This window comes from Desulfovibrio sp. 6_1_46AFAA (assembly GCF_000224635.1).
GTDB lineage: Bacteria > Desulfobacterota > Desulfovibrionia > Desulfovibrionales > Desulfovibrionaceae > Desulfovibrio > Desulfovibrio fairfieldensis.
Genome location: NZ_JH114305.1, coordinates 89,992 through 111,615, shown reverse-complemented (window position 1 = coordinate 111,615; position 21,624 = coordinate 89,992). Strand labels below are relative to the sequence as shown.

23 protein-coding genes are annotated in these 21,624 nt (G+C 62.8%); 9 read left to right on the top strand and 14 right to left on the bottom strand.

What is annotated here, in order from left to right; genetic code table 11:
- Window positions 1-7 precede the first annotated feature (7 nt).
- Together HMPREF1022_RS15360 and HMPREF1022_RS15355 are read left to right on the top strand one after the other, a co-directional pair.
- Complete coding sequence (locus tag HMPREF1022_RS15360) at window positions 8-307, top strand: MGMT family protein (protein ID WP_008686118.1); 300 nt, start codon at window positions 8-10, stop codon at window positions 305-307.
- A gap of 13 nt (window positions 308-320) precedes the next feature.
- On the top strand, window positions 321-860 hold the full coding sequence (locus HMPREF1022_RS15355) for a methylated-DNA--[protein]-cysteine S-methyltransferase (protein ID WP_035062062.1): 540 nt from the start codon (window positions 321-323) through the stop codon (window positions 858-860).
- A gap of 4 nt (window positions 861-864) precedes the next feature.
- Here HMPREF1022_RS15355 and HMPREF1022_RS15350 read toward each other — a convergent pair whose 3' ends face one another.
- The 4 genes from HMPREF1022_RS15350 to rfbF all read right to left on the bottom strand — a co-directional run bounded on the left by HMPREF1022_RS15350 (window position 865) and on the right by rfbF (window position 4,468).
- On the bottom strand, window positions 865-1,839 hold the full coding sequence (locus tag HMPREF1022_RS15350; RefSeq protein ID WP_009303864.1) for a prenyltransferase: 975 nt from the start codon (window positions 1,837-1,839) through the stop codon (window positions 865-867).
- 2 nt (window positions 1,840-1,841) lie between these two features.
- Window positions 1,842-2,360 carry a dTDP-4-dehydrorhamnose 3,5-epimerase family protein gene (locus HMPREF1022_RS15345; RefSeq protein ID WP_009303863.1) on the bottom strand — a complete coding sequence of 173 codons (519 nt, stop codon included), beginning with the start codon at window positions 2,358-2,360 and terminating at the stop codon, window positions 1,842-1,844.
- A complete protein-coding gene (gene rfbG / locus HMPREF1022_RS15340) occupies window positions 2,360-3,472 on the bottom strand; it encodes a CDP-glucose 4,6-dehydratase (RefSeq protein WP_009303862.1) in 1,113 nt (370 codons plus the stop codon). The genes HMPREF1022_RS15345 and rfbG overlap by 1 nt, the downstream gene beginning before the upstream one ends.
- A gap of 231 nt (window positions 3,473-3,703) precedes the next feature.
- Window positions 3,704-4,468: a glucose-1-phosphate cytidylyltransferase gene (gene rfbF, locus HMPREF1022_RS15335; RefSeq protein ID WP_008686113.1), complete on the bottom strand. Its 765-nt coding sequence runs from the start codon at window positions 4,466-4,468 to the stop codon at window positions 3,704-3,706.
- Between the two features lie 554 nt (window positions 4,469-5,022).
- On the opposite strand from rfbF, the gene HMPREF1022_RS15330 reads away from it, so the two are divergent.
- Entirely contained in the window at window positions 5,023-5,709 is a 687-nt protein-coding gene (locus HMPREF1022_RS15330) for a hypothetical protein (protein ID WP_008686112.1), read from the top strand.
- A 391-nt stretch (window positions 5,710-6,100) separates the two neighbouring features.
- Here HMPREF1022_RS15330 and hflX read toward each other — a convergent pair whose 3' ends face one another.
- The gene (gene hflX, locus HMPREF1022_RS15325) at window positions 6,101-7,750 is read right to left on the bottom strand and encodes a GTPase HflX (RefSeq protein WP_009303861.1); all 1,650 of its coding nucleotides are present in this window, start codon (window positions 7,748-7,750) and stop codon (window positions 6,101-6,103) included.
- Window positions 7,751-8,006: 256 nt separating this feature from the next.
- Window positions 8,007-8,597 carry an IMP cyclohydrolase gene (locus tag HMPREF1022_RS15320; RefSeq protein WP_008686106.1) on the bottom strand — a complete coding sequence of 197 codons (591 nt, stop codon included), beginning with the start codon at window positions 8,595-8,597 and terminating at the stop codon, window positions 8,007-8,009.
- Between the two features lie 390 nt (window positions 8,598-8,987).
- Between HMPREF1022_RS15320 and HMPREF1022_RS15315 the strand changes: the two genes are divergently transcribed.
- Window positions 8,988-9,794 (top strand): exodeoxyribonuclease III, encoded by an 807-nt coding sequence (locus HMPREF1022_RS15315; RefSeq protein WP_009303860.1) that lies wholly within the window; start codon window positions 8,988-8,990, stop codon window positions 9,792-9,794.
- Window positions 9,795-9,972: 178 nt separating this feature from the next.
- Here HMPREF1022_RS15315 and HMPREF1022_RS15310 read toward each other — a convergent pair whose 3' ends face one another.
- From HMPREF1022_RS15310 to HMPREF1022_RS15280, 7 genes are all read right to left on the bottom strand, one after another.
- Window positions 9,973-10,284 carry a hypothetical protein gene (locus HMPREF1022_RS15310; RefSeq protein WP_009303859.1) on the bottom strand — a complete coding sequence of 104 codons (312 nt, stop codon included), beginning with the start codon at window positions 10,282-10,284 and terminating at the stop codon, window positions 9,973-9,975.
- 340 nt (window positions 10,285-10,624) lie between these two features.
- On the bottom strand, window positions 10,625-11,251 hold the full coding sequence (locus tag HMPREF1022_RS15305; RefSeq protein WP_009303858.1) for a tetratricopeptide repeat protein: 627 nt from the start codon (window positions 11,249-11,251) through the stop codon (window positions 10,625-10,627).
- The gene (locus HMPREF1022_RS15300; protein ID WP_008686099.1) at window positions 11,248-11,640 is read right to left on the bottom strand and encodes a hypothetical protein; all 393 of its coding nucleotides are present in this window, start codon (window positions 11,638-11,640) and stop codon (window positions 11,248-11,250) included. The genes HMPREF1022_RS15305 and HMPREF1022_RS15300 overlap by 4 nt, the downstream gene beginning before the upstream one ends.
- Before the next feature lie 84 nt (window positions 11,641-11,724).
- Entirely contained in the window at window positions 11,725-12,393 is a 669-nt protein-coding gene (locus tag HMPREF1022_RS15295; RefSeq protein WP_009303857.1) for a YkgJ family cysteine cluster protein, read from the bottom strand.
- A 347-nt stretch (window positions 12,394-12,740) separates the two neighbouring features.
- Window positions 12,741-12,929: a ferredoxin gene (locus HMPREF1022_RS15290; protein WP_008686096.1), complete on the bottom strand. Its 189-nt coding sequence runs from the start codon at window positions 12,927-12,929 to the stop codon at window positions 12,741-12,743.
- Between the two features lie 189 nt (window positions 12,930-13,118).
- On the bottom strand, window positions 13,119-14,501 hold the full coding sequence (locus tag HMPREF1022_RS15285; protein WP_009303856.1) for a trypsin-like peptidase domain-containing protein: 1,383 nt from the start codon (window positions 14,499-14,501) through the stop codon (window positions 13,119-13,121).
- A gap of 2 nt (window positions 14,502-14,503) precedes the next feature.
- Entirely contained in the window at window positions 14,504-14,746 is a 243-nt protein-coding gene (locus tag HMPREF1022_RS15280) for a hypothetical protein (protein WP_008686094.1), read from the bottom strand.
- A 174-nt stretch (window positions 14,747-14,920) separates the two neighbouring features.
- Between HMPREF1022_RS15280 and cobT the strand changes: the two genes are divergently transcribed.
- From cobT to HMPREF1022_RS15260, 4 genes are all read left to right on the top strand, one after another.
- Window positions 14,921-16,045, top strand: a complete 1,125-nt coding sequence (gene cobT, locus HMPREF1022_RS15275; protein ID WP_009303855.1) for a nicotinate-nucleotide--dimethylbenzimidazole phosphoribosyltransferase — start codon at window positions 14,921-14,923, stop codon at window positions 16,043-16,045.
- Complete coding sequence (locus HMPREF1022_RS15270) at window positions 16,046-17,011, top strand: ABC transporter ATP-binding protein (RefSeq protein ID WP_009303854.1); 966 nt, start codon at window positions 16,046-16,048, stop codon at window positions 17,009-17,011.
- A gap of 67 nt (window positions 17,012-17,078) precedes the next feature.
- Window positions 17,079-17,777: a radical SAM protein gene (locus HMPREF1022_RS15265; protein ID WP_009303853.1), complete on the top strand. Its 699-nt coding sequence runs from the start codon at window positions 17,079-17,081 to the stop codon at window positions 17,775-17,777.
- On the top strand, window positions 17,713-18,048 hold the full coding sequence (locus HMPREF1022_RS15260) for a hypothetical protein (RefSeq protein ID WP_035062060.1): 336 nt from the start codon (window positions 17,713-17,715) through the stop codon (window positions 18,046-18,048). The genes HMPREF1022_RS15265 and HMPREF1022_RS15260 overlap by 65 nt, the downstream gene beginning before the upstream one ends.
- Window positions 18,049-18,115: 67 nt before the next feature.
- On the opposite strand, the gene speA is transcribed toward HMPREF1022_RS15260, so the two are convergent.
- Window positions 18,116-20,032: a biosynthetic arginine decarboxylase gene (gene speA / locus HMPREF1022_RS15255; RefSeq protein WP_008686090.1), complete on the bottom strand. Its 1,917-nt coding sequence runs from the start codon at window positions 20,030-20,032 to the stop codon at window positions 18,116-18,118.
- A 461-nt stretch (window positions 20,033-20,493) separates the two neighbouring features.
- Here speA and HMPREF1022_RS15250 point away from each other — a divergent pair, with 461 nt between their 5' ends.
- Window positions 20,494-21,597, top strand: coding sequence for an efflux RND transporter periplasmic adaptor subunit (locus tag HMPREF1022_RS15250; protein ID WP_008686088.1), 1,104 nt, complete (start codon window positions 20,494-20,496; stop codon window positions 21,595-21,597).
- Window positions 21,598-21,624: the final 27 nt, after the last annotated feature.

Genomic DNA, 21,624 nt, shown 5'->3' with positions numbered 1-21,624 from the left:
TTCCAGCATGCCGCGCGAAGACTTGATATACGAGATACTTTCCGCTGTTGGAGAAATACCGGAAGGGCGCGTCGCCACATATGGCCAGATCGCGCGGCTGATCGGCAGGGACAGGAATTCCAGGCTGGTGGGAAAAGTCCTTGGCATGGCGAATTTGTATGGAGAATATCCGTGTCACAGAGTTGTCAACCACGCGGGGCGGCTTGCGCCTGGATGGCCGGAACAGCGTTTTTTGCTGGAAGCGGAACAGGTTGTCATGAAGGACGACAGGCATGTGGACTTGAAAAAATACCAATGGGATTGCTGAAAGGGAGGATGCGGTGGGCTGTATAGCATACCATACAACGCCCCTAGGACGGATCATGCTTGCGGCGGAAGGCGACGCTCTTGTCGGGCTTTGGATGGAGGGGCAGAAGTATTTCGCGGGCAGCCTGAAAGGGGAGTTCCGGGAACGGAACGATTTTCCGGTGTTGGTTCGGGGCAGGGAATGGCTTGATCGCTATTTTGCCGGCGAAAAACCGCATGTGTCGGAGCTGAAACTTGATCCGGCAGGAAGTGAATTTAGAAAGGCGGTATGGAAAATTCTCTGTCAGATTCCCTATGGGGAGGTAACAACCTATGGAGAAATAGCTAAAAAAATTGCTGTAGCCTGCGACAAGGAACGAATGTCTTCACAAGCAGTCGGCGGGGCGGTGGGACATAATGCGATTTCTATCATTATTCCTTGTCATCGTGTGGTCGGAGCCGGTGGAAGCCTGACAGGCTATGCCGGCGGCATTGACAAGAAGATTATGCTGTTGGCCCATGAAGGGGCATATTCAAAACGTTTTTTTGTGCCGAAAAAGAGCGCCGCGCCGTAACCACTCAAAAGGCCACGCCCAGAATCAGGGCCGCGCCGCAGATCAGGTAGGTTTTGCGCACCAGATGGCCGTGGGCGTCCAGGGGCAGCCAGTCGCTGCGCCCGGCGGCGTTGATCCGGCGGCAGGCCGTGAGATAGAAGGGCAGGCCCGACAGCCCCAGAAATACCGGCCATCCGGCCAGGCCGCAGGCCCAGAGGTTGATAAGCAGCAGCCAGACGGCGGGCCACCAGAGCTTGAAGACCAGGGCGGCCTTGTCCTTGCCCAGTTTGTTGGCCAGGGTGTGCTTGCCCGCAGCCAGATCTGTTTCGATTTCCGGCAGGCTCTGGTAGTAGAGCACGCCCGCCACCATCAGGCCCACGGGCAGGGCCAGGGCCAGAGAACGCAGGTCGAAGCGCCCGAGAAGCAGGGTGGCGCCGGCCGTTACCATGATCAGGCCCATGTTCAGGCAGACGAAAAGCTCGCCCAGGGCGCGGTGCCCGTAACGGATGGGCGGGGCCACGTAAAAGACGGCCGAAGCCACGGCAAAGAGGGTGGCCGCCCACAGGCAGGGCCGCAACGCGGGTGGCAGGCTGAAAATCAGGGCCGCGCCCACAACCAGGGTGGCCGGGATCAGCAGCAGAAGGGCCACGGAAAGTTGGCGCGGGCTGATCAGCCCGGCCTGGATTACCCTTGAGCCGCCGATGTTTTCGCCTTCGTCCACGCCGAGAATATGGTCGAAAAGGTCATTGGCGAAGTTGGCGATGGTCAGGCCCAGAAAACAGCCCAGCAGCAGAAGCAGCCAGACGCCCCACTGGCCGGGCGTCACATGTCCCTGCACGCGGAAGGCCAGGGCCAGCGCCAAGGTCACGGGGATGGCGGCGGTAATGAAAAAGGGCGGGCGGCAGGCCTGCCACCATGCGCGGCATTTTTGCCCGGCGGAGAGCGGCGGGGCGTCGGACGGACGGGGAGCCCAGGCCGCGCGCAGCAGGTGGCGGGCCATGCTCAGCGTCCTCCGGCCTGAACCGCGCCCTTCCAGCTATAGGGAATGGCCGGATCGTCCGCCGGGCGGCGTTCCCCTTCGGCGGGATCGTGGGGAATGTCCGCGCAGTTGCAGATCAGGGCCGCTTCCCCGCTCATGGCCGCGAATCCGTACCAGACGCCTGTCGGAATGCGCAGCAAGCCGTAGTGTTCCGGTCTGCCCAAGGCCAGCTCGCAGAGTACGCCTTGGGTGGAAGAGCCGGGGCGGTCGTCATAAAGCACGATTCTGAGCAGGCCGTGGGGCACGGCAAACAGCTGGGTCTGGCGGCTGTGGCGTTTCCAGGCTTTGACGGCGCCGGGCAGCACTTCCGAGAAATAGATTTCGCCGAAACCCGCCGCGAAATCGGGCAACAGGGGCGAATCGGGGCGCAGCATGTGCAACACCGGCCCCCCGGGCGTGGGAATCATTTTCAGGGGCTGGAACAGTGCGCCCGCGATGCCCACCTCCTGTGCAACGGGTCCGTCGGCGGTATGCGCGCCCATCAGCGCACCCAGACCTGGCCGCGCTGTTCGGCCGCGTTGACGTAGGCCGCGATCTGGCCCAGGCTGAAGTCCAACATGTCGGGTGGGGTTGCGCCGTCCCGGCCCCGGTAGAAACGGTGATACCATTCGGCGGTATAACGGATGGTTTCGTCAAAGCTGAGAGTGGCCTTCCAGCCCAGGTGGGCCAAGGCCTTGTCGCAGCAGAGCTTGAGCAGGGTGCATTCCTTCATGCCCGCCTGGCCCGCCGCGTCCATTTGGCTTTCAAAGCCGGGCCAGTGCCGGGCCAAGGCTTCCACCACCTCGGCCACGGTATTGTTGACGTCCGCCGCCGGGCCGAAGTTGTAGGCCTGGCCGCGCGGGTCAAAGGGCGCGTTCCCGTTGTCGAGCAGGCGCGCGCCCAGCCAGAGATAGCCGGAAAGCGGCTCCAGCACGAGCTGCCAGGGCCGCGTGGCCCAGGGGCTGCGGATCTGCACGGCCCGGTCCTCGGCCCAGGCCCGCGCGCAGTCGGGCACAATGCGGTCCAGGGCCCAGTCCCCGCCGCCGATCACATTGCCCGCGCGCACCGTGGCGCAGGCCGGACCTTCCTTGAAAAAGCTCTGAAAATAGGAATGGGCGATGATTTCCGCGCAGCCCTTGGAAGCGGAGTAGGGATCGGCACCGCCCAGATGGTCGGTTTCACGGTAGCCCCAGACCCATTCGTCGTTGCGGTAGCACTTGTCCGAGGTGATCATGACCACGGCCCGCACCGAAGGGCAGGCCCGCACGGCTTCCAGCACGTTCATGGTGCCGAGCATATTGGCCTCAAAGGTGCCTGTGGGGTCCTCATATGATTTGCGCACCAGGGCCTGGGCCGCCAGGTGGAAGACCACCTCGGGCTTGAAACGCCGCACGGCGTCGACCATGCCCTGCCGGTCGCGGATGTCGCCGCGCAGATCTTCCAGGTGCGCGCCCAGATGTATGGCCGTGAAATGTGAGGGCTCGGTGGGGATGCCGTCGGAAAAACCGGCCACGGTCGCGCCCAGCCGCGTGAGCCAGGCGGCCAGCCAGGAGCCCTTGAAACCCGTGTGCCCGGTAACGAAGACCCGACGTCCTTGATAGGCATTGGCAAACATAACTATTCCTTACTCGTGGGAGAAAGCTGGATTGTCTTTTTATTCATTGCGGCGCGGTAATTTTTGCGCGCCGGTAAGGCGGACAAGCAGCCCGGCGCGTGCTCTACGGCAGGTCGGGAGTTTTGTTCTCCGACGGAAAACGAGCTGAAGCCGACAAGAGTGTACTCTTATGGTACATGACTGGAGGCCGAAGCGAAGTTTGACGCCGCCGGAGGGCAAAAAAACGGACTGCTACACCCAAAAGGCCCGGCCGCTGTCCCAGAGTTCATTGAGCTTGATGGAATCGCGCAGGGTGTCCATGCACTGCCACTGGCCGGGATGCGGATACATGGAAAGCTGCCCTTCGGCGGCCAGTTGTTGCAGGGGTTCTTTTTCCAGGTCGCAGTTTTCGTCCTCGCTCAAGTAGTCCAGGAAACGGCGTTCGAACACGAAAAAGCCGCAGTTGATATGTTCGTTGAGCACGGGCTTTTCCTCCCAGGAGAGAATCTTGCCCGCCGCGTCCGTGCGTACCGCGCCGAAACGCGAGGGCATGCGCACACCGGTGAATGTGCCGATGGTGCCGGACTGCTTGTGGAACTCCAACAGCTTGTGCAGGTCGATATCCGCCACGCCGTCGCCGTAGGTGACCATGAAGCGGTCGCTGTCGATATACTTGGCAACGCGTTTGATGCGGCCGCCCTTGAGGGTTTCCTGGCCGGTGTCGCAGAGGGTCACCCGCCAGTCCTCGACATGGCCGGGGTGGGAGATGATAGTGCCGCTTTTGAGTTCCACGGTGAAATCCGTGTTGCGGATGTTGTAATCGTGAAAATACTGCTTGATGACTTCGCCCTTGTAGCCCAGCGGCAGGACGAAATCCTTGAAGCCGAAACGGGCGTAAATGGACATGATGTGCCAGAGCACGGGCCGCCCGCCGATTTCCACCATGGGCTTGGGTTTGACCGAGGTTTCCTCGCGCAGGCGCGTGCCTTTGCCGCCGCACATGATGATCACTTTCATATAAAGGCCTCCTGGGTCGCCGACGGGTATGCAGCCCGCGGGACTCGGCTACCTGTAGCAGAAGCCCGCGCGGAAAAAAAGCCCCGCCGTCGGCCCGGCCGGGGCGGGGCTTTGCATTATTCCGGCCAGCGCGCTATAGTATTTTTGTTAGAGCAAAGTAACTTTTCAAAGTTACTTTACTCCGGCGGCTGCGAAAGCGGACGTCCGCGCTTGGCGCTGCCGTTGGCGGGCTTGCGAGCTTTACGGATAGCGACAGCGGTATCATTGACTGACTATTGTGTAACTCACTGCTGTCGTCAAGCGTAGCTTCCTGCGTCGTAACGCTTGGCGCAAGCCAAGGCGGGACCGCATTTCTGCCGCGCGTCAGCCGTTGCCGCTAGCGGGTTGCTTGAGCCGTTTGACGGCGAAGCCGTCTTACGGATCAAGACAGCAGCGCTACGGATGACGACAGCAACGATAGGCTGAAGGCAGCGTCAACTTTGAGAATGTCAATTCTCAAAGTTAATCTGCTCTAGAACGATACTATCGCGTTTCGGCGCGTAAACGAGGTTGTTATGAATATACTACGTCGGCCGTCCCCTTTTCTTCTGGTGGCGGCGTTGCTTGCGGCCCTGCTCACGGCCTGTTTTGCCTCCGGCCCGCAGAAGGCTCTGAACTCGCTGGCGGAAGCCCTGAATAAAAACGACAGTGCGGCCTTTCTGGCCCAGCTGGATCTGAAAACCTTCGCGGCCAACCAGATCAAAAACCTGACCCGCGAGGACCAGGCTTTGAGCTCGCTGGACTCCTTGGGCCGCATGCTGGGCCTGGGCGGCATGGACGATCTGCTGGGCAGCGTGCTGAATATGGAAAATCGTTTGCAGAGCCAGTACACCCGTGGCGTGAGCACAGGCGAAATGATGGCCCAGTGCCGCGAGGCCCAGACTCCGGACTGCCCCTGGGTGCCTGAATCCCTGAAACAGGCGCAGGTGACCGAATTGAGCGATACGGCGGCGGTGGCCAAGGTGACCACGCCCGCCAAAATGACCAGCTGGCTGGCCCTGCGCAAGAAGGGCGACCGTTGGCTGGTGGTGGGCCAGGCCATTCTGGAAAGCACGGCCAAAGCCTACGCGACGGACGTTTCCGCGCCGCCGGTGAGCGGCGCGCCCGCGGCCAGACCGGATGCGGGAAATAAGGGAGACAAGAACGCCAATCCAGGCGGCGGTGCGGACAAGCCTGCGGACGGCGGCGCGATGAATATTTAATTCCGGCTCGCTGAATGTTAGAGCATTTGAAAGTTAATCTGCTTTAGAGCCTTTTGATATTGAAAATATCTCAACGCCCTGTGCGGATTTTCCGTGGAAATCCGCACCGCGAAATATTCTAGGGAAGCGGGGAGAAGGGGAGACTCTTTTCCCCGTTTTTTTGCGCGTCCATTTGCGAACTCTACAGCATTTCACACTTGAAAAGCTGTGAGCCGAACACGCAGAGGCTCGCCGCGAGACGGCGTGGATTCCGACGAAGCGGCCGAAGGCAGCCCGAAGGGCTGTCCCCGTTGGCGACAACGGAGCCATACGGGGATCGACAGCAGCGATAACCGCGTTTTTTGCCGGAATGAATCCATTGAAACGTGTGGCGTTTCAGAGGGAATCTGCTCTAGTTCAGCGAGAAGGGCATATCCGGAATGACCGGCGGCCTGTTCCGGGTCAGCAGGTCTGTTTCCAGCTGCTCCAGCAGATAGTTGAGGCCGTCGCCGCTTTTGGCCGAAACAGGCAGGGCCAGGGGAAAGGCGTCGGCCAACTCGGCCCGGGCCGGAGCCGCAAGCTGGTCCCATTTGTTGAGCACCAGCAGGCGCGGCACGCGGTCCAGCTCCATTTCGGCCAGAATGGTCTCCACCGCCGAAATCTGTTGCAGCAGGTCCGGGTGGGAGGCGTCGGCCACATGCACCAGCAGATCGGCGGCCTCCAGCTCTTCCAAGGTGGCGCGGAAGGCGTCCATGAGTTCCTTGGGCAGATTGCGGATAAAGCCCACGGTGTCGGCCAGAATGATTTCCCGTTCCGCCGGAAAGCGCAGCCGCCGCGTGGTGGGGTCCAGGGTGGCGAAGAGCTTGTTTTCCGCCAGCACGTCCGAGCGGGTCAGCCGGTTCAGCAGCGTGGACTTGCCCGCGTTGGTATAGCCCACCAGGGCGGCCAGGGGGATGCCCTGTCGCGAGCGCCGGGCGCGGGTAAAGGCGCGCTGCCGCCGCAACTGGTCCAGTTCCTTGCGGATGCGGGCCATGCGCTCGCGGCTTTTGCGCCGGTCCGTCTCCAGCTTGGTTTCGCCGGGGCCGCGTCCGCCGATGCCGCCCATGAGCCGGTCCATGGCCCGGTTTTTGCCCACCAGGCGCGGTTGGGTGTAGCGCAGCTGCGCCAGCTCCACCTGGAGTTTGCCCGCCCTGGTCACGGCGTGCTGGGCGAAAATATCCAGAATAAGCTGGGTACGGTCAATAACCTTGCGCTCGGTGATGTCGGCCAGGTTGTGCAACTGGGCGGGCGAAAGTTCGCCGTCAAAAACCAGCATGCCCGCGCGGCCTTGCAGGGCCAGCACTTCCAGTTCCGCCACCTTGCCCTTGCCCAGAATCAGACGGGGATTGACCTGGGCCACGCGCTGGGCCATGCGCCCGGCTACGGTGAGACCGGCGGTGCGGGCCAGCTCGGCCAGTTCGTCCAGGTTGCGCTCCTGCAGAATCCGGGGCTGGGCCGCCACGGAAACGAGCAGGGCGCGCGGCGCGTCCGCCGCTTCCCGCGCATCCTCGCCGCGCCGGGCCAGCTCTTCTTCCAGGGCTTCGGCCGTGGCCGTGAACTGCGCGGCCGTGCGGTCCCAGGGCTGTGGGGCGTCCAGGTGGTGGGGCTTGCCCGTAGCGCCGGAAGGCAGCAGGTGCGCGGCCTGCCACTGCACGGGATCGCCTGTGGGATTCACGCTGAGGGCGATGACCGCGTCCAGTCGCAGGAAGAGCATGTCCATGAGGTCTTCCTGGCTGATGCCGTCCGGGGAGAGGTGGGTGTGCAACAGGCGCAGGCCGCGTAACCGCTCCTGGCCGGTGCGGCCGCGCGGCAGTTCGGGAATGAGGATGCTGCCCGCCTCGCCCACCAGAACCATTTGCACCCGGCCCTTGCGGTCGATAAGCAGACCCACCTGCCGCCCCAGAGCGCGCGACAGAAGAGCCAGCTCGCGGGCCTGCTCAATGGTGTAGACATCCTCCGACGGAAACCGGCGGTTGAAAAGGCGGTTCAGGGCATTGAGCTGGCTCGGCTTGAGCCCCTGCACATTGCCTTCTGGCTTGGGAATGGCGCGTCTCCTTTCTGCGGCGTGCAGTGAGAGTATTTCGGCTTTGAAAGTTGGAATGCCAGGCGGCGAGCAGGTCGGGCCGCCCGCCGCGAAGCAGCGTGGATCCAGCCGAAGCGGCCAAAGGCAGCCCGGAGGGCTGTTTCCGTTGGCGACAACGAAGACATACGAACGGCGATGGCCGCGGTCTTCGGCTGAATAACCCTGTGAAACGCAAAGCGTTTCACAGGTATCCGGTCTAGGGCCGCAGGTAGGAGGTAATCAGCGCATCGTAGCGCGAAGTGGCCTCAAAGGCCCGTGAGGCCATGACCTGCCGGAAGTTGAGGCTCACATTCATATCGTGCTGGCGCAGCTCGTCCATGGCCGCGCCGTACCACTGGGGCGAGGGCAGCACCAGGACGCTGTGGAAATTTTTGGCCGCCGCGCGCAGCATGCAGGGGCCGCCGATGTCGATTTCCTCCACGGCTTCTTCCAGGGAGAGGTGGCGCTCCACCGCACCGGCGAAGTCGTAGAGATTGACGCAGACCAGGTCAAAAGGCCGGATGCCCTTTTCAGCCAGGGTCTGCATGTGGAAGGGGTCATCCTTGTTGGCCAGGATGCCCGCGTGGATTTTGGGGTGCAGGGTTTTGACGCGCCCGCCCAGAATTTCCGGAAAGCCGGTCACCGTGCTGACGGCGGTGACGGGCAGGCCCGCCGCCTCCAGCACTTTTTGGGTGCCGCCGGTGGAAATCAGCTCCACGTCGCGGGAGCTGAGAAAGGTGGCGAAATCCACAAGGCCGCTCTTGTCCGTAACGCTCAGAATGGCGCGGCGGATTGGCAGAACTTCCATACTGCAGGGACTCCTTAAAAAGTGGATCGGACACAGGCGGGCAGAGCCGTCCGGCTCCTATGAAAGTACTGATCAATGGTCTTTTTGCTCTCTGCCTGCGTCAGGCTCACTCCATGCGAAGGGCGGGTTTGAATATACGCCCTCCACCCGGAGTTCTCCGTGTTTGGCAGAGAAAAATCTTCATTACTCAGCGCTTCCCTGGAGCATTTACTACGTGAGCCGCTCTAAAAAATATCCGCCCGGCAGGTCCTCTGCGGGCCTGTCCGGCAGCACTTTTTGTGTACCGGAAAAGTGGATTGCGCGCAATGGGGCGCAGCGGCACAACGGCCCCGAGCATGGCGGCTTGCCCCCGGCAGCGGCCTTGGCTATGCTGCGGCCCGTGGAGGACATATGCGGATAAAACTCGTCTCCTGGAATGTGAACGGCCTGCGCGCGCTTTCCGCCAAGCCGGAGTGGGAGTGGTTCGCGCGCACCGACGCCCAGATCGTGGCCCTGCAGGAAACCAAGGCCCACCCGGAACAGCTCAAGGAAGAACTGGCCAGCCCCGAGGGCTGGGAGGCCCATTGGTCCTCAAGCCATGTGAAAAAGGGCTATTCCGGAGTGGCGGTCTTCAGCCGGATGACGCCCCTGGCCGTGCGCGCGGAACTGCCCGATCCCCAGTGGCAGGGCGAAGGACGCCTGCTGCACCTGGAATTTCCCGGCTTCCATTTTTTCAACGGCTATTTCCCCAACGGCGGGGCCGAGGAGCTGGATGAAAACGGCAAGCCCACGGGACGCTTCAAGCGCGTGCCCTACAAGATGGGTTTCTTCGAGGCCTTTCTGAACTATGCGGAAGAGTGCCGCAAAAGCAAACCCATTGTGGTCTGCGGGGATTTCAACATCGCCCACCAGGCCATAGATCTGGCCCGGCCCAAGCAGAATGTGAAAAATACCGGCTTTCTGCCGGAGGAACGTGCTTTTCTGGACCGTTTCACGGCCATGGGCTATGTGGACACCTTCCGAAAGGTGCACGGCGACCAGCCGGACCAGTATTCGTGGTGGTCCTACAAGACCCGCGCGCGGGAAAAGAACATCGGCTGGCGCATTGACTATTTCTTTGTTTCCGAAGAGCTGGCCCCGGCCGTCAGCGACGCCTGGATCGAAAACAACGTCTACGGCTCGGACCATTGCCCGGTGGGGCTGGAGTTGGAGCTGTAGAAGCCGGAGGGCATTTTAACTTTGAAACGCGCAGAGTTTCAAAGGTACTCTGCGCTAGATCCTGTTGGCACTGCGTTCTTTTGCCCGCTGGATTTGTTATTGCTGCTGTCTTTATCCGTTGGGCGGCCAAGCCGCCTAACGGCTAAAGCGAACAAAATCCCAGTAGTGTCAACAGGTTCTAGTCCAGCAGGCCCAACAGCCGCGCCACCCGCTGCTCGTTAAGGCCGGAGTGCGCCTGGATCAGCTCCCGGCTCTGCAGCACGGCTTCTTCTTCCACCTGGGCCAGGGTCTGCCGTACTTCCTCGGAATTGGGCATATGCGGGGTGAGCGGGGCGCTTTTCTCCAGGGTGGGCAGAACCGGGGCGGCGGCCTCGGCGCTTATGCCTTCGGGCTCGGCCGGGCGGGCGGGCAACATGGCGTTGACCCGTTCCTGAAAGGTGGGGAAATGCGGCCCCAGATCATTATTGCGAAAGCGGAATTCCAGTTCCATGCGCGTATGCTCCTTATGCTTGTCGCGGGCGGGGCGGCTTCGCAAGATATCTTTTGCCCCCTGAGGGCAAAATCCGTCTTTTTAGGGCAATTTCAAAGTGAAATTGCTCTAACGCCGCATACGGTGCGGCGCGCCGCGAAGCGGCGTGGATTCTGGCGAAAACCATGTTTTTCGCCAGAATGTCAACTTTGAAATTTGTAAAATTTCAAAGTCAATCTGCTCTAGAGCCTGGCCCAAGGGCCCGGACGCGAAAAAACGCGGACGGTGGAAAAATTGACCGTCCGCGTTTTTATAAGCAAAAAATATGCCGCTGGTTAGGGAAAAGGCGTCCGCTCCCGGCTTACTTCCTGTGGGGCTTCAGCTCCTCCAAAAAGCCCTCCGGCACCTCGAAGCCCAGTTCGCGCGCCTTGTCCGCGGCTTCCACGGCCTGATCGTATTCCTTGAGGTCAAAGAGAGCCAGGGCCAGATTGTTCCAGGCCGGGGCAAAACCCGGCTCCTGGGCCAGCAGTTCCCGGCAGGCTTCCACGCTGGCCTTAAAGTCGCCCTTCATGTAATAGGCCGTGGCCAGGGCGTTTTTGGCCTGGATGAACTTGGGGTCCCATTTCAGGGCCTTGCGCAGAGCCGCGATGGCCTTGTCCGGCTCGCCGCGCTGCAGATGCACGAAGGCGATGTTGCTCCAGGGAATGGGGAATTTGGCCCGGCAGTTGGCGGCTTCCTCATTATAGTGCAGGCAGCCTTCCAGATCGCCTCGTTCCAGGCAGATGCCGCCCAGTTGCACATAGGCTTCGGCCAGATGCGGCGAGTTGCGCACCGCATTGAGCAGCGCTTCCTCGGCGGCCACAAAATCACGCTTGCTCAGCAGGGCCAGGCCCAGGTTGTAGTAGTGTGTCGCGCATTGCGCGTTGGCCTCGATTTCCTTTTTGAGGTCCGCGATATATTCATCCAGGTCGTCGTAACGCTCTTTCATGCGATATGCCCTTCTTTTTTCAAAAGATCATGGTACCAGAGGCAGAAGTCGAAAATGCCCTGGTATTTTTCGTCCTTGTTGACCACGCCCAAGGCGCACTCCATGGCTCCCTTGCCGTAGTCGTTGCTGTACGGCCCTTTTCGGGCCGCTTCGCGCAGAAATTCATTGACCAGCTGCTGGGTGGTGCGCTTGCTCACATCCATGCGCAGGTCCAGAGGATCGTTGGGCTTCTGGAACGGGTCCCAGTTTTCATAGCCGATACGGTCCACAAACTTGCGGCGGCGCGGATTCATTTTTTCGTAAATCTCGCGTTTGAGTTTTTCCTGCTCGTCCGTAAGCGCCTGCGGTGTGCCGTCGCGGAAAACAGTGGCGGGGATGCTGTCAAACATGGGGAGCGCCTCGGCCTGTTTCTGGTTCGTCAGCTTGGGCGCGACATTCTTGTCGCGCCCCGGTTCCGGGCAAAAATTCCGGAATCACTCTTCGGGCTTGGCCTTGCCGATGCCCAGATAGGCTTCATCGTAGCGGGTGATCAGGGCCATGGAAAGAGGCACGTACACCTCGTGCAGCTCAGAGAAGCGGGACTCCACGGTCCGGGCCACCTCCCGGCTGAGTTCATCCAGCCGGGCCTGGATTTTGTCCAGATGCACGGTGGGGTAGGCCTTGCCCTTCTCAAAGGCCGAAAAGCCGCAGACGTGCCCCTGTCCGCCGATGGCCGTGGGTACGCCGTACAAACGGCAGGTGATGGGCCGGGCCTCGTAGAGCAGGCAGCGGTCCTCCCCGTCCAGCAGCGGGCAACGCAGCCGGATCTGGGCGGCGCGGGCCATGAGGGCCTCCGGGCTTTCTCCGTCCTTTTCGGCGCGGAAGAGTTCCCGCTTCAGGCGGGTGAGGCGGCGGTCGGTTTCCGACGCGCGGGTGAGAATGGCCGAACGCTCGGGCCCGTGGGCAAAGGCCGCCTCAAAGGCCCGGTTCAGAGACATGGCCTCCACCAGCGAAAGATCGAATACGGCGTGACAGCAGTCGCTACAGCCTTCCTTGCAGGTCACGCAGCCGGGCTGCGTCTCGCGCACCCGCGCGAACAGGGCGTCGGCCTCGGCCCGCAGACTTTCATAGCGGGAAAATATGGGACTCAGATCAGGGATCATGATTATACCTGGCGTAGTTCGCGCAGCAGCGAAACCGCCCCTGCGCGGGCGTTGTGCTCAATCATGGCGGCGTCAGCCGCCGGAGCGGTATCAGGAACCATGTGCCGTCTGTCGGCGTTCCCCATTGCGCGCGAACGGCTGCGCCACAGGCGAGCTCGCCTTGCTTGCGCACGGGCCTGCCCATGCCGGGCCGCCGGAGCATTTTCTCCGCAAGAGAGAAAGCCCGGGCAACGGGACGGATTACAACAGTGCCGCCAGACGCGCACACGCCCGGCGGCACTGTGGAAAGAATACGAGTTCTGTAAACGGATCAGCCGCGGAATGCCGCGCGGGCATCACGCTGCCGGCTAGGCTTCTTCGACAGTGATGGCGCTGGCTTCACAGACTTCCACACAGGATTCACAGCCGAGGCATTCTTCAGCGTTCACGGGTTCGGACTTGCCGTCTTTGATTTCATAGACTTCCACGGGGCAAACGTCCACGCATTCGCCGCAACCCACGCATTTGTCGTTATCAACACTCACATTGTAGCCCATTGTTTCCTCCCAAAGTAACTTTGTGTCCTGCCGGATGCAGGCCGCGGCTGAACACCGCTTGTGAAATGGATAGCGTCAGCCCCCCGCCCTGTCAAGTGCCTTCGGCCTTTTTGCCCGGCCCGGCCTGAACTGCGGGTTCGTCATACAAATAAGGCCGTTGCGCCGTTTGGCAAGAGCACGCGGACGGGCCTAAAGCACAAGGCGCGCGTAATAGCCCCGGTCGCCGCGCACCACCTGTAAAAGCACTTGTCCGGCCAGGCGTTCCTTGCGGAAGGCCTGGAGCAGTTCGCTCATATTCTTGACGCGCATGCCGCCGACCCCGGTAATCAGATCGCCCTTGCGCAGAAAGGCGGCCGGGCCGTCCGGGCGCACGCTCTGGATGACCAGACCCTGTTTGCCTTCCCGTACGGCAAGGCCCCAGCGCCGTTCCATGAGTTTCCGGGCCGTGTCGTCCTCAAAGGGCACGGGCGTCACGTCCAGAGCGAGCACTTTTTCGCCCCGGCGCAGGCTGAGGCGCAGGCTTTCGCCGCCGGTCTGGTTGCGCAGCACATTGATGTAATCCCGCCGGTCGCGCACGGGCGAGGCATTGATGCTTTCAATAATGTCGCCGGGTTCGATGCCCGCCTTGGCCGCGGGCGTGCCTTCAAACACCGCGCCCACCAGCACGCCGCGCGCTTCCTTGAGCCCCAGGGCCATGGCCATGCGGCTGTCCAGGTCCTCGGCCATGAGCCCCAGCCAGAGCGGGGCCACGCGGCCCTGGCCCATGAGATCGGCCATGACCCGGCGGGCCTTGTTGATGGGAATGGCAAAGCCGATGCCCTCGGCGCGGGCGTCCACTGCGGTGTTGATGCCGATGAGGCTGCCCTCGATGTTCAACAGCGGGCCGCCGCTGTTGCCGGGATTAATGGCCGCGTCGGTCTGGATCAGATCCGTGAACACGCCGCCGTCGTTGCGGATAGTCCGGCCCAGGGCGGAAACCACGCCCGTGGTCACCGTATGGTTGAAGCCGAAGGGATTGCCGATGGCAATGACCGTCTCGCCGGGCATGATGTCGGTGGAGTCGCCCAAGCGCACGGCGGGCAGATCATGCGCGCCCTTGATTTCCAGCACCGCGATGTCGAAATCCGGTTCCGCGCCCTTGACCGTGGCGGGGAATTCGCGTCCGTCCAGCAGGTGAACCATGACTTCGTCGCCGCCGGCAATGACGTGGGCGTTGGTCAGCACCAAGCCCTTGCGGCCGTCCACAATGACGCCGGAACCCAGGCTGACGCGTTTCCGCTTCCGGGGCTGCGCGCCGAAGCCGTTGGAATCCGGAAAGCCGGGGCCGAAGCCGGGCCCGAAAAAGCGCTCCAGCGGGGAGACGCGGTGCCCCTCGATAATATGGGTGCTGGTGATGTTGACCACCGCCGGGGCCACGGCCTGCACGGCGCGGACCACGGGGGTGAGGCGGGGGCTGGCCGGCGCTGGCGCGGCCTGGGCTCCCCGGACGACCTGTCCGGGAAGCCCGGCCAGCAGGCAGACGAAGAGGAAAGGGAGAAACCTACGGACGCTCTGAACTGCACAGTTCGGCATGATTACCTTCCGCAATACGTTTCACCGCGCGGTATGTTCTGCCCCGGCGCGGCGGGAAGCACTGCCGCCACGGACCGCGGCATGGCCGCATCCGCGCGCTGTTCGGCCTGAACCGTGGCGAACCCGGCGCTTTCGTGCGCGGCCGTGGCCAGAGCGCCCCTGATGGGCAGGCCCACAAGGGCGGTCAGCAGGCAGAACAAAAAGAAAAGGGCGGCCCGGCGGGCGTTGCGATATATATTGTACATGATTCACCTCGTAAAGTCTCGCCGCCCGTATGACGCAGGGCGGCAGTTTGAACGGCCTGTCCGGAAATCCGGAATTGCCGAGTCATTTACTAGGTAATCATCGTGGCCGACTTGTAAAGGAAGCGGTGGGCAACGGCCCTTGCGCCGCCGTTCCGGACAGGCTACAAACCGCCGATGGACAAGAAAATCAGTTTTACTTCGGCGGATCTGGAAGCGCTTTTCCCCGGACTGCGCATTGAGGCCGTGCGCCGGGAAGATCTGGACGCGGCCCAGGCCCATCTGGACAATCTGACCAAGCCGCGCGGCAGCCTGGGACGGCTGGAAGAACTGGCCGCCCGCCTGTACGCCATGAGCGGGGGGCGGCTGCCCCTTTCGGTCAGCCCGGCCCTGATGCTGACCGTGGCCGGAGACCACGGCGTGGCCGCCCGGGGGGTTTCGCCCTTTCCCCAGGCCGTGACCAGGCAGATGGTCATGAATTTCTGCAACGGCGGGGCGGCGGTCAACGTGCTTTGCCGTTGCGGGGGACTGGATCTGCGGGTGGTGGACGCCGGTTGCGTGGGCGGCCCGTTTGCGCCGCACCCCATGCTTCTGGACCGCCGCCTGGGCGACGGCACCGCGGATATGAGCCGGGGCCCGGCCATGAGCCGTGAAACCTGCCTGCAGGGCTTGCGGCTGGGTCTGGAGCTGGCCGCCGGTGCGGCCCATGAGGGCTACCGCTGCCTGGGCACGGGCGAGATGGGCATCGCCAATTCCACGGCGGGCACGGCCCTGTACTGCGCCTTGCTGGGCCTGGAGCCCGAAGATATCACCGGCCCCGGCGCGGGTTCCGATCCGGCCATGGTCCGGCACAAGGCGGGCATTGTGCGCGAGGCCCTGCGCGTTAACGCCGCCGCCCTGGCCTCCGCCGATCCGGTAACTATTCTGGCCGCCGTGGGCGGCTTTGAAATCGCTGTCATGAGCGGCATCATGCTGGGCGCGGCCGCGCAGCGCCTGCCCGTGTTGGTGGACGGCTTTATCTGCAGCGCGGCCTATGTTGCGGCCCTGGCGATCTGTCCGGACCTGGCGGGATATGCCGTGCTGTCCCACGCCTCGGCCGAACCGGGCCACGGCCCGGCGCTGGCCCGCCTGGATAGCGGGGTGTCCGGGGGGATGTCCGGCGAACCCCTGCTGCACCTGAACATGCGCCTGGGCGAGGGCACGGGCGGGGCCCTGGCCTACCATCTGCTGCGCGGCGCGGCGGCCGTCTATAATGATATGGCGACCTTCAGCTCGGCGGGCGTTGAGGAGAGGACGGCGTAAATGGCGGAGAGCACGACTTCCGCAGCCCCGCTGCTCGCCCTGGAGGACGTGAGCCGCCGTTTTCTGGTGCGGCGCGGCTGGTTCGGGGAACCGCAACAGCTTACCGCCGTGGATGGGGTGAGTCTCGGCCTGCGCCGGGGTGAAAGCCTCGGATTGGTGGGCGAATCCGGCTGCGGCAAATCCACACTGGGCCGCCTGGCCTGCGGCCTGCTCATGCCCTCGGAAGGGCGGGTGCTGCTGGAGGGCAGGGAGTTGCCCACGGCGGGTGCGGCCAGCTGGGCCGCCGGGCGGATTCAGATGGTTTTTCAGGACCCCTTTTCCTCGCTCAACCCGCGCCTTTCCGTGCGCGCCTCCGTGGCCGAGCCTCTGGCGGCCCGTGATATGCCCCGCGCCGAGCGCCGCCGTCTGGCGGATGAAATGCTCGCCACCGTGGGCCTGGAAGGCATGGGCGGGCGTTATCCGCATGAATTTTCCGGCGGCCAGCGCCAGCGCATCGCCGTGGCCCGTGCCCTGATCACCAGGCCGGACGTGGTCATCTGCGACGAGCCGGTTTCGGCCCTGGACGCTTCGGTGCAGGCGCAGGTGCTCAATCTGCTGCGCGATGTGCAGGAGCGTTTCAGCCCGTCCTATCTTTTCATTTCGCACGATCTGGCGGTGGTGGGCTTCATCTGCCCGCGCATTCTGGTCATGTATCTGGGCCAGGTGGTGGAGGAGGCCCCGCGCGAACGCCTGTTCGCGGGCGCGGCCCATCCCTACAGCCAGGCCCTGCTGGCCGCCATGCCCACCGGCGACGGAGAAAGCCGCCTGCCCCGGATTCTTGAAGGCGAGCTGCCCAGCCCGCTCAATCCGCCCGCAGGCTGCCGCTTTCACCCGCGTTGCCCCAAAGCCGTGGGTATCTGCCGCCGCGAGCCCCCGGCCTGGAAGGAACTTGCCCCCGGCTGGCGGGCGCGCTGCCATCTGTTGTGAGCATGGGACAGGCCCGCGCCGGGCGGCCAAAGGTTTTCGGCCCGGCAGCCCGAGGAGTGGGTGTGCCATGAAATTCTGTCTGAATCTCTGCAATGACATTAATTTTGAGCCGGATGCGGTGCAGCCCTGCTGCAATGTGCACGCCATTGCCGTGCCGCGCTTTCCTTTTACGGGCGGCAGGCTGGATATGGCCGCCTACGCCAGGCATATCCAGAATGTCGTGGAGCAATTGCAGAAAGGGGGAGCAGTGTGCCGGGGCTGTCCGGAATGTATCGAGATTAACGCGCCGCAGGATTCAGCCGCGCGGCTGCTGTTCAGGTCGGTCAGCATCAATATGCACAGGCATTTGTGCAATTGCCGATGCGTGTACTGCGATTTGTGGCGAGGGCACGGCGCGGGTTACGCCATTCTGCCTGTGCTCCGGAACCTTGAAGAGCAGAAAGTCTTGCGTCGGGATTGCTTTTTCAGCTGGGGCGGCGGCGAACCGGGCATCCTGCCGGATTTTGAGGAAGCCAGCCAATGGATTCTGCATAACGGCTGGCCGCAATACGTGCATACCAACGCCTTGCGTTTTTCCCCGGCCATTGCCGCTCTGCTGCGGGAGGGCAAGGGCGGCGTCAACGTCAGCCTGGACAGCGCCTCGCCGGAAGTCTACCGGGCGGTCAAGGGGGTGGACGGTTTCACACGGGTGACCGCCAATATTGAACGCTACCGGGCGGCGGCCCGCGAGGCCGGACTCATCCATCTACAAGTACATCATTTTTGAAAAGAACAACGCCGTCGCGGAACTGGAACGCTTTTTCGCCCTTTGCCGGGCGCTGGACGTCACCTCCGTGCAGTTTTCCCTTAATTTTCAGGAGTTGAACGGCGCGGGGCCCGCCCCCAAGACGCTGCTCGGGGCGGCTTTTTTCCGGCACCGGGCCGCGTCGCTGGGCATGGCCTGCGTGCCGTTTTTTATTCCCAAGCGCTGGTTGTCCGTCATTGACGAACTGGAACAGCGGCACTTTTCCGGAGCCGTGGAGCGCTCCTTGCCCTAAACACAAGGAAGCCCCGCTGCCGGAGGGGCTTCCTTGTGTTTAGTCAAATCAGGCGCTGTCGGAAGGCCTACCTCTCAAAATAGGTATAGCCGCGCAGTCCGTCCTCAAAAGCCTGCATGACGGCGAAGCGCTCGCTGGGCGAGATGCGGCCCTGGCGTACGGCCTGCTCGGCGGTACTGCGCAGATCCTCCAGGATGCGGCGCGGGTCATATTCCACGTAGCTCAGGATGTCGGCCACGGAATCGCCGCGGATTTCGCGCACGTATTCATAGCTGCCGTCCTCCGAGGCCCGGATGGAGACCACATTGGTGTCGCCCATCAGATTGTGCAGATCGCCCAAGGTTTCCTGGTAGGCCCCCACCAGAAAGACGCCCAGGTAATATTCCTCGCCGTCGCGCAGGGGATGCAGGTCCAGGGTGGATTTCATGCCCTGCGGGTCGATGAAGTGGTCAATGCGGCCGTCGGAATCGCAGGTGATGTCCGAAATAATGCCTTGGCGCGAGGGGAATTCCTTGAGCCGGTGTATGGGCATGATGGGAAAGAGCTGGTCAATGGCCCAGGAGTCGGGCAGGGACTGGAACACGCTGAAGTTGCCGTAATAGATGTCCGCCAGGCTCACGTCGATGTCCGCCAGATCGCGGGGCACGTTCTTGAGCCGGGTTTTTTCCTGGGCGATGCGCATGATGATGGCCCAGAAGAAGCGCTCGGCCAGGGTGCGCTGGCGCAGATTGACCCGGCCCGTGGAAAAGAGCTGGCGCATTTCATCGCGGTAATAAATGGCGTCGTTGTAGCATTCCTGAAGATTGCGCAGGGAAATGCCGGACAGAACCTCGCGCAGATTGCGCACCGGCTCCGGCGTGTCCTCGGGCAGTTCGTCGGGCAGCTGCACTTCCTCCACCACGCTCACGTCCAGAATATTGAAGAGCAGCACGGAATAATAGGCCACCGTGGCCCGGCCCGACTCGGTGATGATGTGCGGATGCGGCACCTGCTGCTCGTCCAGGATGCTCATGATGGCTTCCACCACGTCGGCGCAGTATTCGTCCAGATTGTAGTTGCGCGAGGAAATGTAATTGGTGTGCGAGCCGTCGTAGTCCACGGCCAGGCCGCCGCCCAGGTCCAGGTAGCCCATGGGTGCGCCTTCCTGCACCAGGCCCACGTACAGGCGCGCGCCTTCCATGACCCCGGTGCGGATGTCCCGGATGTTGGAAACCTGCGAGCCCAGGTGGTAGTGCAGCAAACGGAAGCAGTCCAGCATGTCGTGGGCTTTGAGGGTGTCCACCACGTCCACGATCTGGGCCGGGGACAGGCCGAAGGTGGAGCGCTCCCCGCCGGAATCCGTCCAGTGGCCGCCCGCCTTGACCGCCAGTTTGGCCCGCACCCCGATGTTGGGGCGCACGCCCAGCACCTTGGCGCGCTCCAGCAGCACGTCCAGCTCTCCGGGCATTTCCAGCACGAAAAAGACATTGAAGCCCAGGCGCAGGGCCTGGAGGCCCAGGTCGATGAATTCCGCGTCCTTGTAACCGTTGCAGACGATGCAGGCCTCGGTGTCGCGCATCAGGGAGACGGCGGCGATGAGTTCGGCCTTGGAACCCACTTCCAGCCCGTGATGGTAGTGCGCCCCGAACTGGGCGATTTTTTCCACCACCTGCTGCTGCTGGTTGACCTTGATGGGGAACACCCCCCGGTACTCGCCGGTATAATTCAGGGTTTTGATGGCTTTGCGGAATGATTCGTGGATACTGGTAATGCGCGAATCCAGAATATTTTCCACCCGCAGCAGCACGGGCATGTCATAGCCGCGCTCATGCAGACCGGCGATGATTTCCGGCAGGGGAATCTGGGGACCCTTGGGGCCCTGCGGGCAGACGACCACTTCGCCCGCGTCCGAAACATTGAAATAGCCGGCGCCCCAGTTGCGGATGCCGTAAAGTTCGATGGAATCTTCCACCCGCCACTGTTGCAATGCGCGGTTTTTGGCCAACGTGTTCTCCTTGGATGCCGCCGCCCGGCGGGAAACAATGAGGGCATGCGCCCCGAAGCGGCGTCATTATGCCGTGAAAACGCGCAAAGTCAATGTTTGCGGGCGCTGCGGCCCCGGCGTGGGGCACACTATGCCCATAGCGGTCCTTAGGCTCAGCCTTCATTGAAAGCGCCTGCTGCGAAGCCGCCTTTTCCCGTACAGCGGCGTTGCAAAAAAGAAATTGACCACACGGTATGTTCAATACAGCTTCGCCCAATTTCTTCTTTGCGCCTTGCTGCCCGAAAAAATTCAGCTTTTCGCGGGCGGCGTTTTAATGAGGATTAAGCCTAAGGTGCCCGCCGGGCGACTCCTTAACCATACTCTTGACGAAGCGCGGGGCATGATTCACTTTCAACAAATGACCGGACCGGCGCGCGGCCGATGCTGACGCGCGCTTCCGCGCACCTGTTTCGGGGACGATCATGAAGCATTTTTCGCGCTGGTGTTTGATCCTGCCGCCGTTGCTGGCGGCCCTTCTGAGCGCTTGTTCCGGCGACGACGGCAAGACCGGCGGCCCGCCGCCCGCTCCCGTGCATGTGCAGAGCGTGGCGCGCGCCGACGTGCCGCGCCTCTTGCACGTGGTGGGCAATGTCAAAGCCTCGGCCACCGTGGGCGTCAAGCCGCGGGTCACGGGCGAAATCCAGGAAGTCCATTTCAAGGAAGGCCAGGACGTGCGGGCAGGGGAGCCCCTGATCAGCATCGACCCGCGCCCCTTTGAGGCCGCCCTGCGTGAAAAGCGCGGTCTGCTGGCAAAATCCCAGGCCCAGCTGAGCAAAGCCAACGACGACATGCGCCGCTACGGCAAGCTGGTGGGCGGCGGCTATGTGAGCCGCGAGGCCTATGAGCAGACCGCTACCGAGGCGGCGGCCCTCAAGGCCACGGTGCAGTCGGACAAGGCGGCTGTGGAAAGCGCGGCCCTGGATCTTTCCTATTGCACGGTGACCGCGCCCATCAGCGGCCGGGTCGGCGCGCTCAATGTGGACAAGGGCAATATGATCAAAACCACGGACGACACGCCCATTGTGACCATCGACACCCTTTCGCCCATTTATGTGAATTTTTCCGTGCCCGAGGTCCATCTGCCGGTGATTCTGGAGCGCATGCGCCGGGGGAGCGTGTCCATCACGGCCACCCCTGCGGGCGGGACAGTGGAAAACGGCCTGCTGACCCTGGTGGACAACAGCGTGGACACGCGCACCGGCACCATTCGTTTGCGCGGCAGCTTTGAAAATGAGGACCGCCGCCTCTGGCCTGGTCAGTTCGTGGAAGTGGAATTGCCCCTTGGCATGGCCCCCAAAGCCCTGACCGTGCCCAGCCGCGCCGTGCAGTCCGGCCGCGAGGAATCCTACGTCTATCTGGTGGATAAGGACAGTCGCGCCGTCTACCGCAAGGTCAAGGTTCTTTTCGAGCATCAGGGCGCCAGCGTTGTGGAAGGCGAACTGGCCGAGGGCGACCGGGTGGTGGTGGACGGCCAGGTGCGTCTGGTGCCGGGGGTGGCGGTGCGGATTCAGGGAAGCGCTGAGTAAGGGGCTTTGCTCATCAACGTTTCCCCG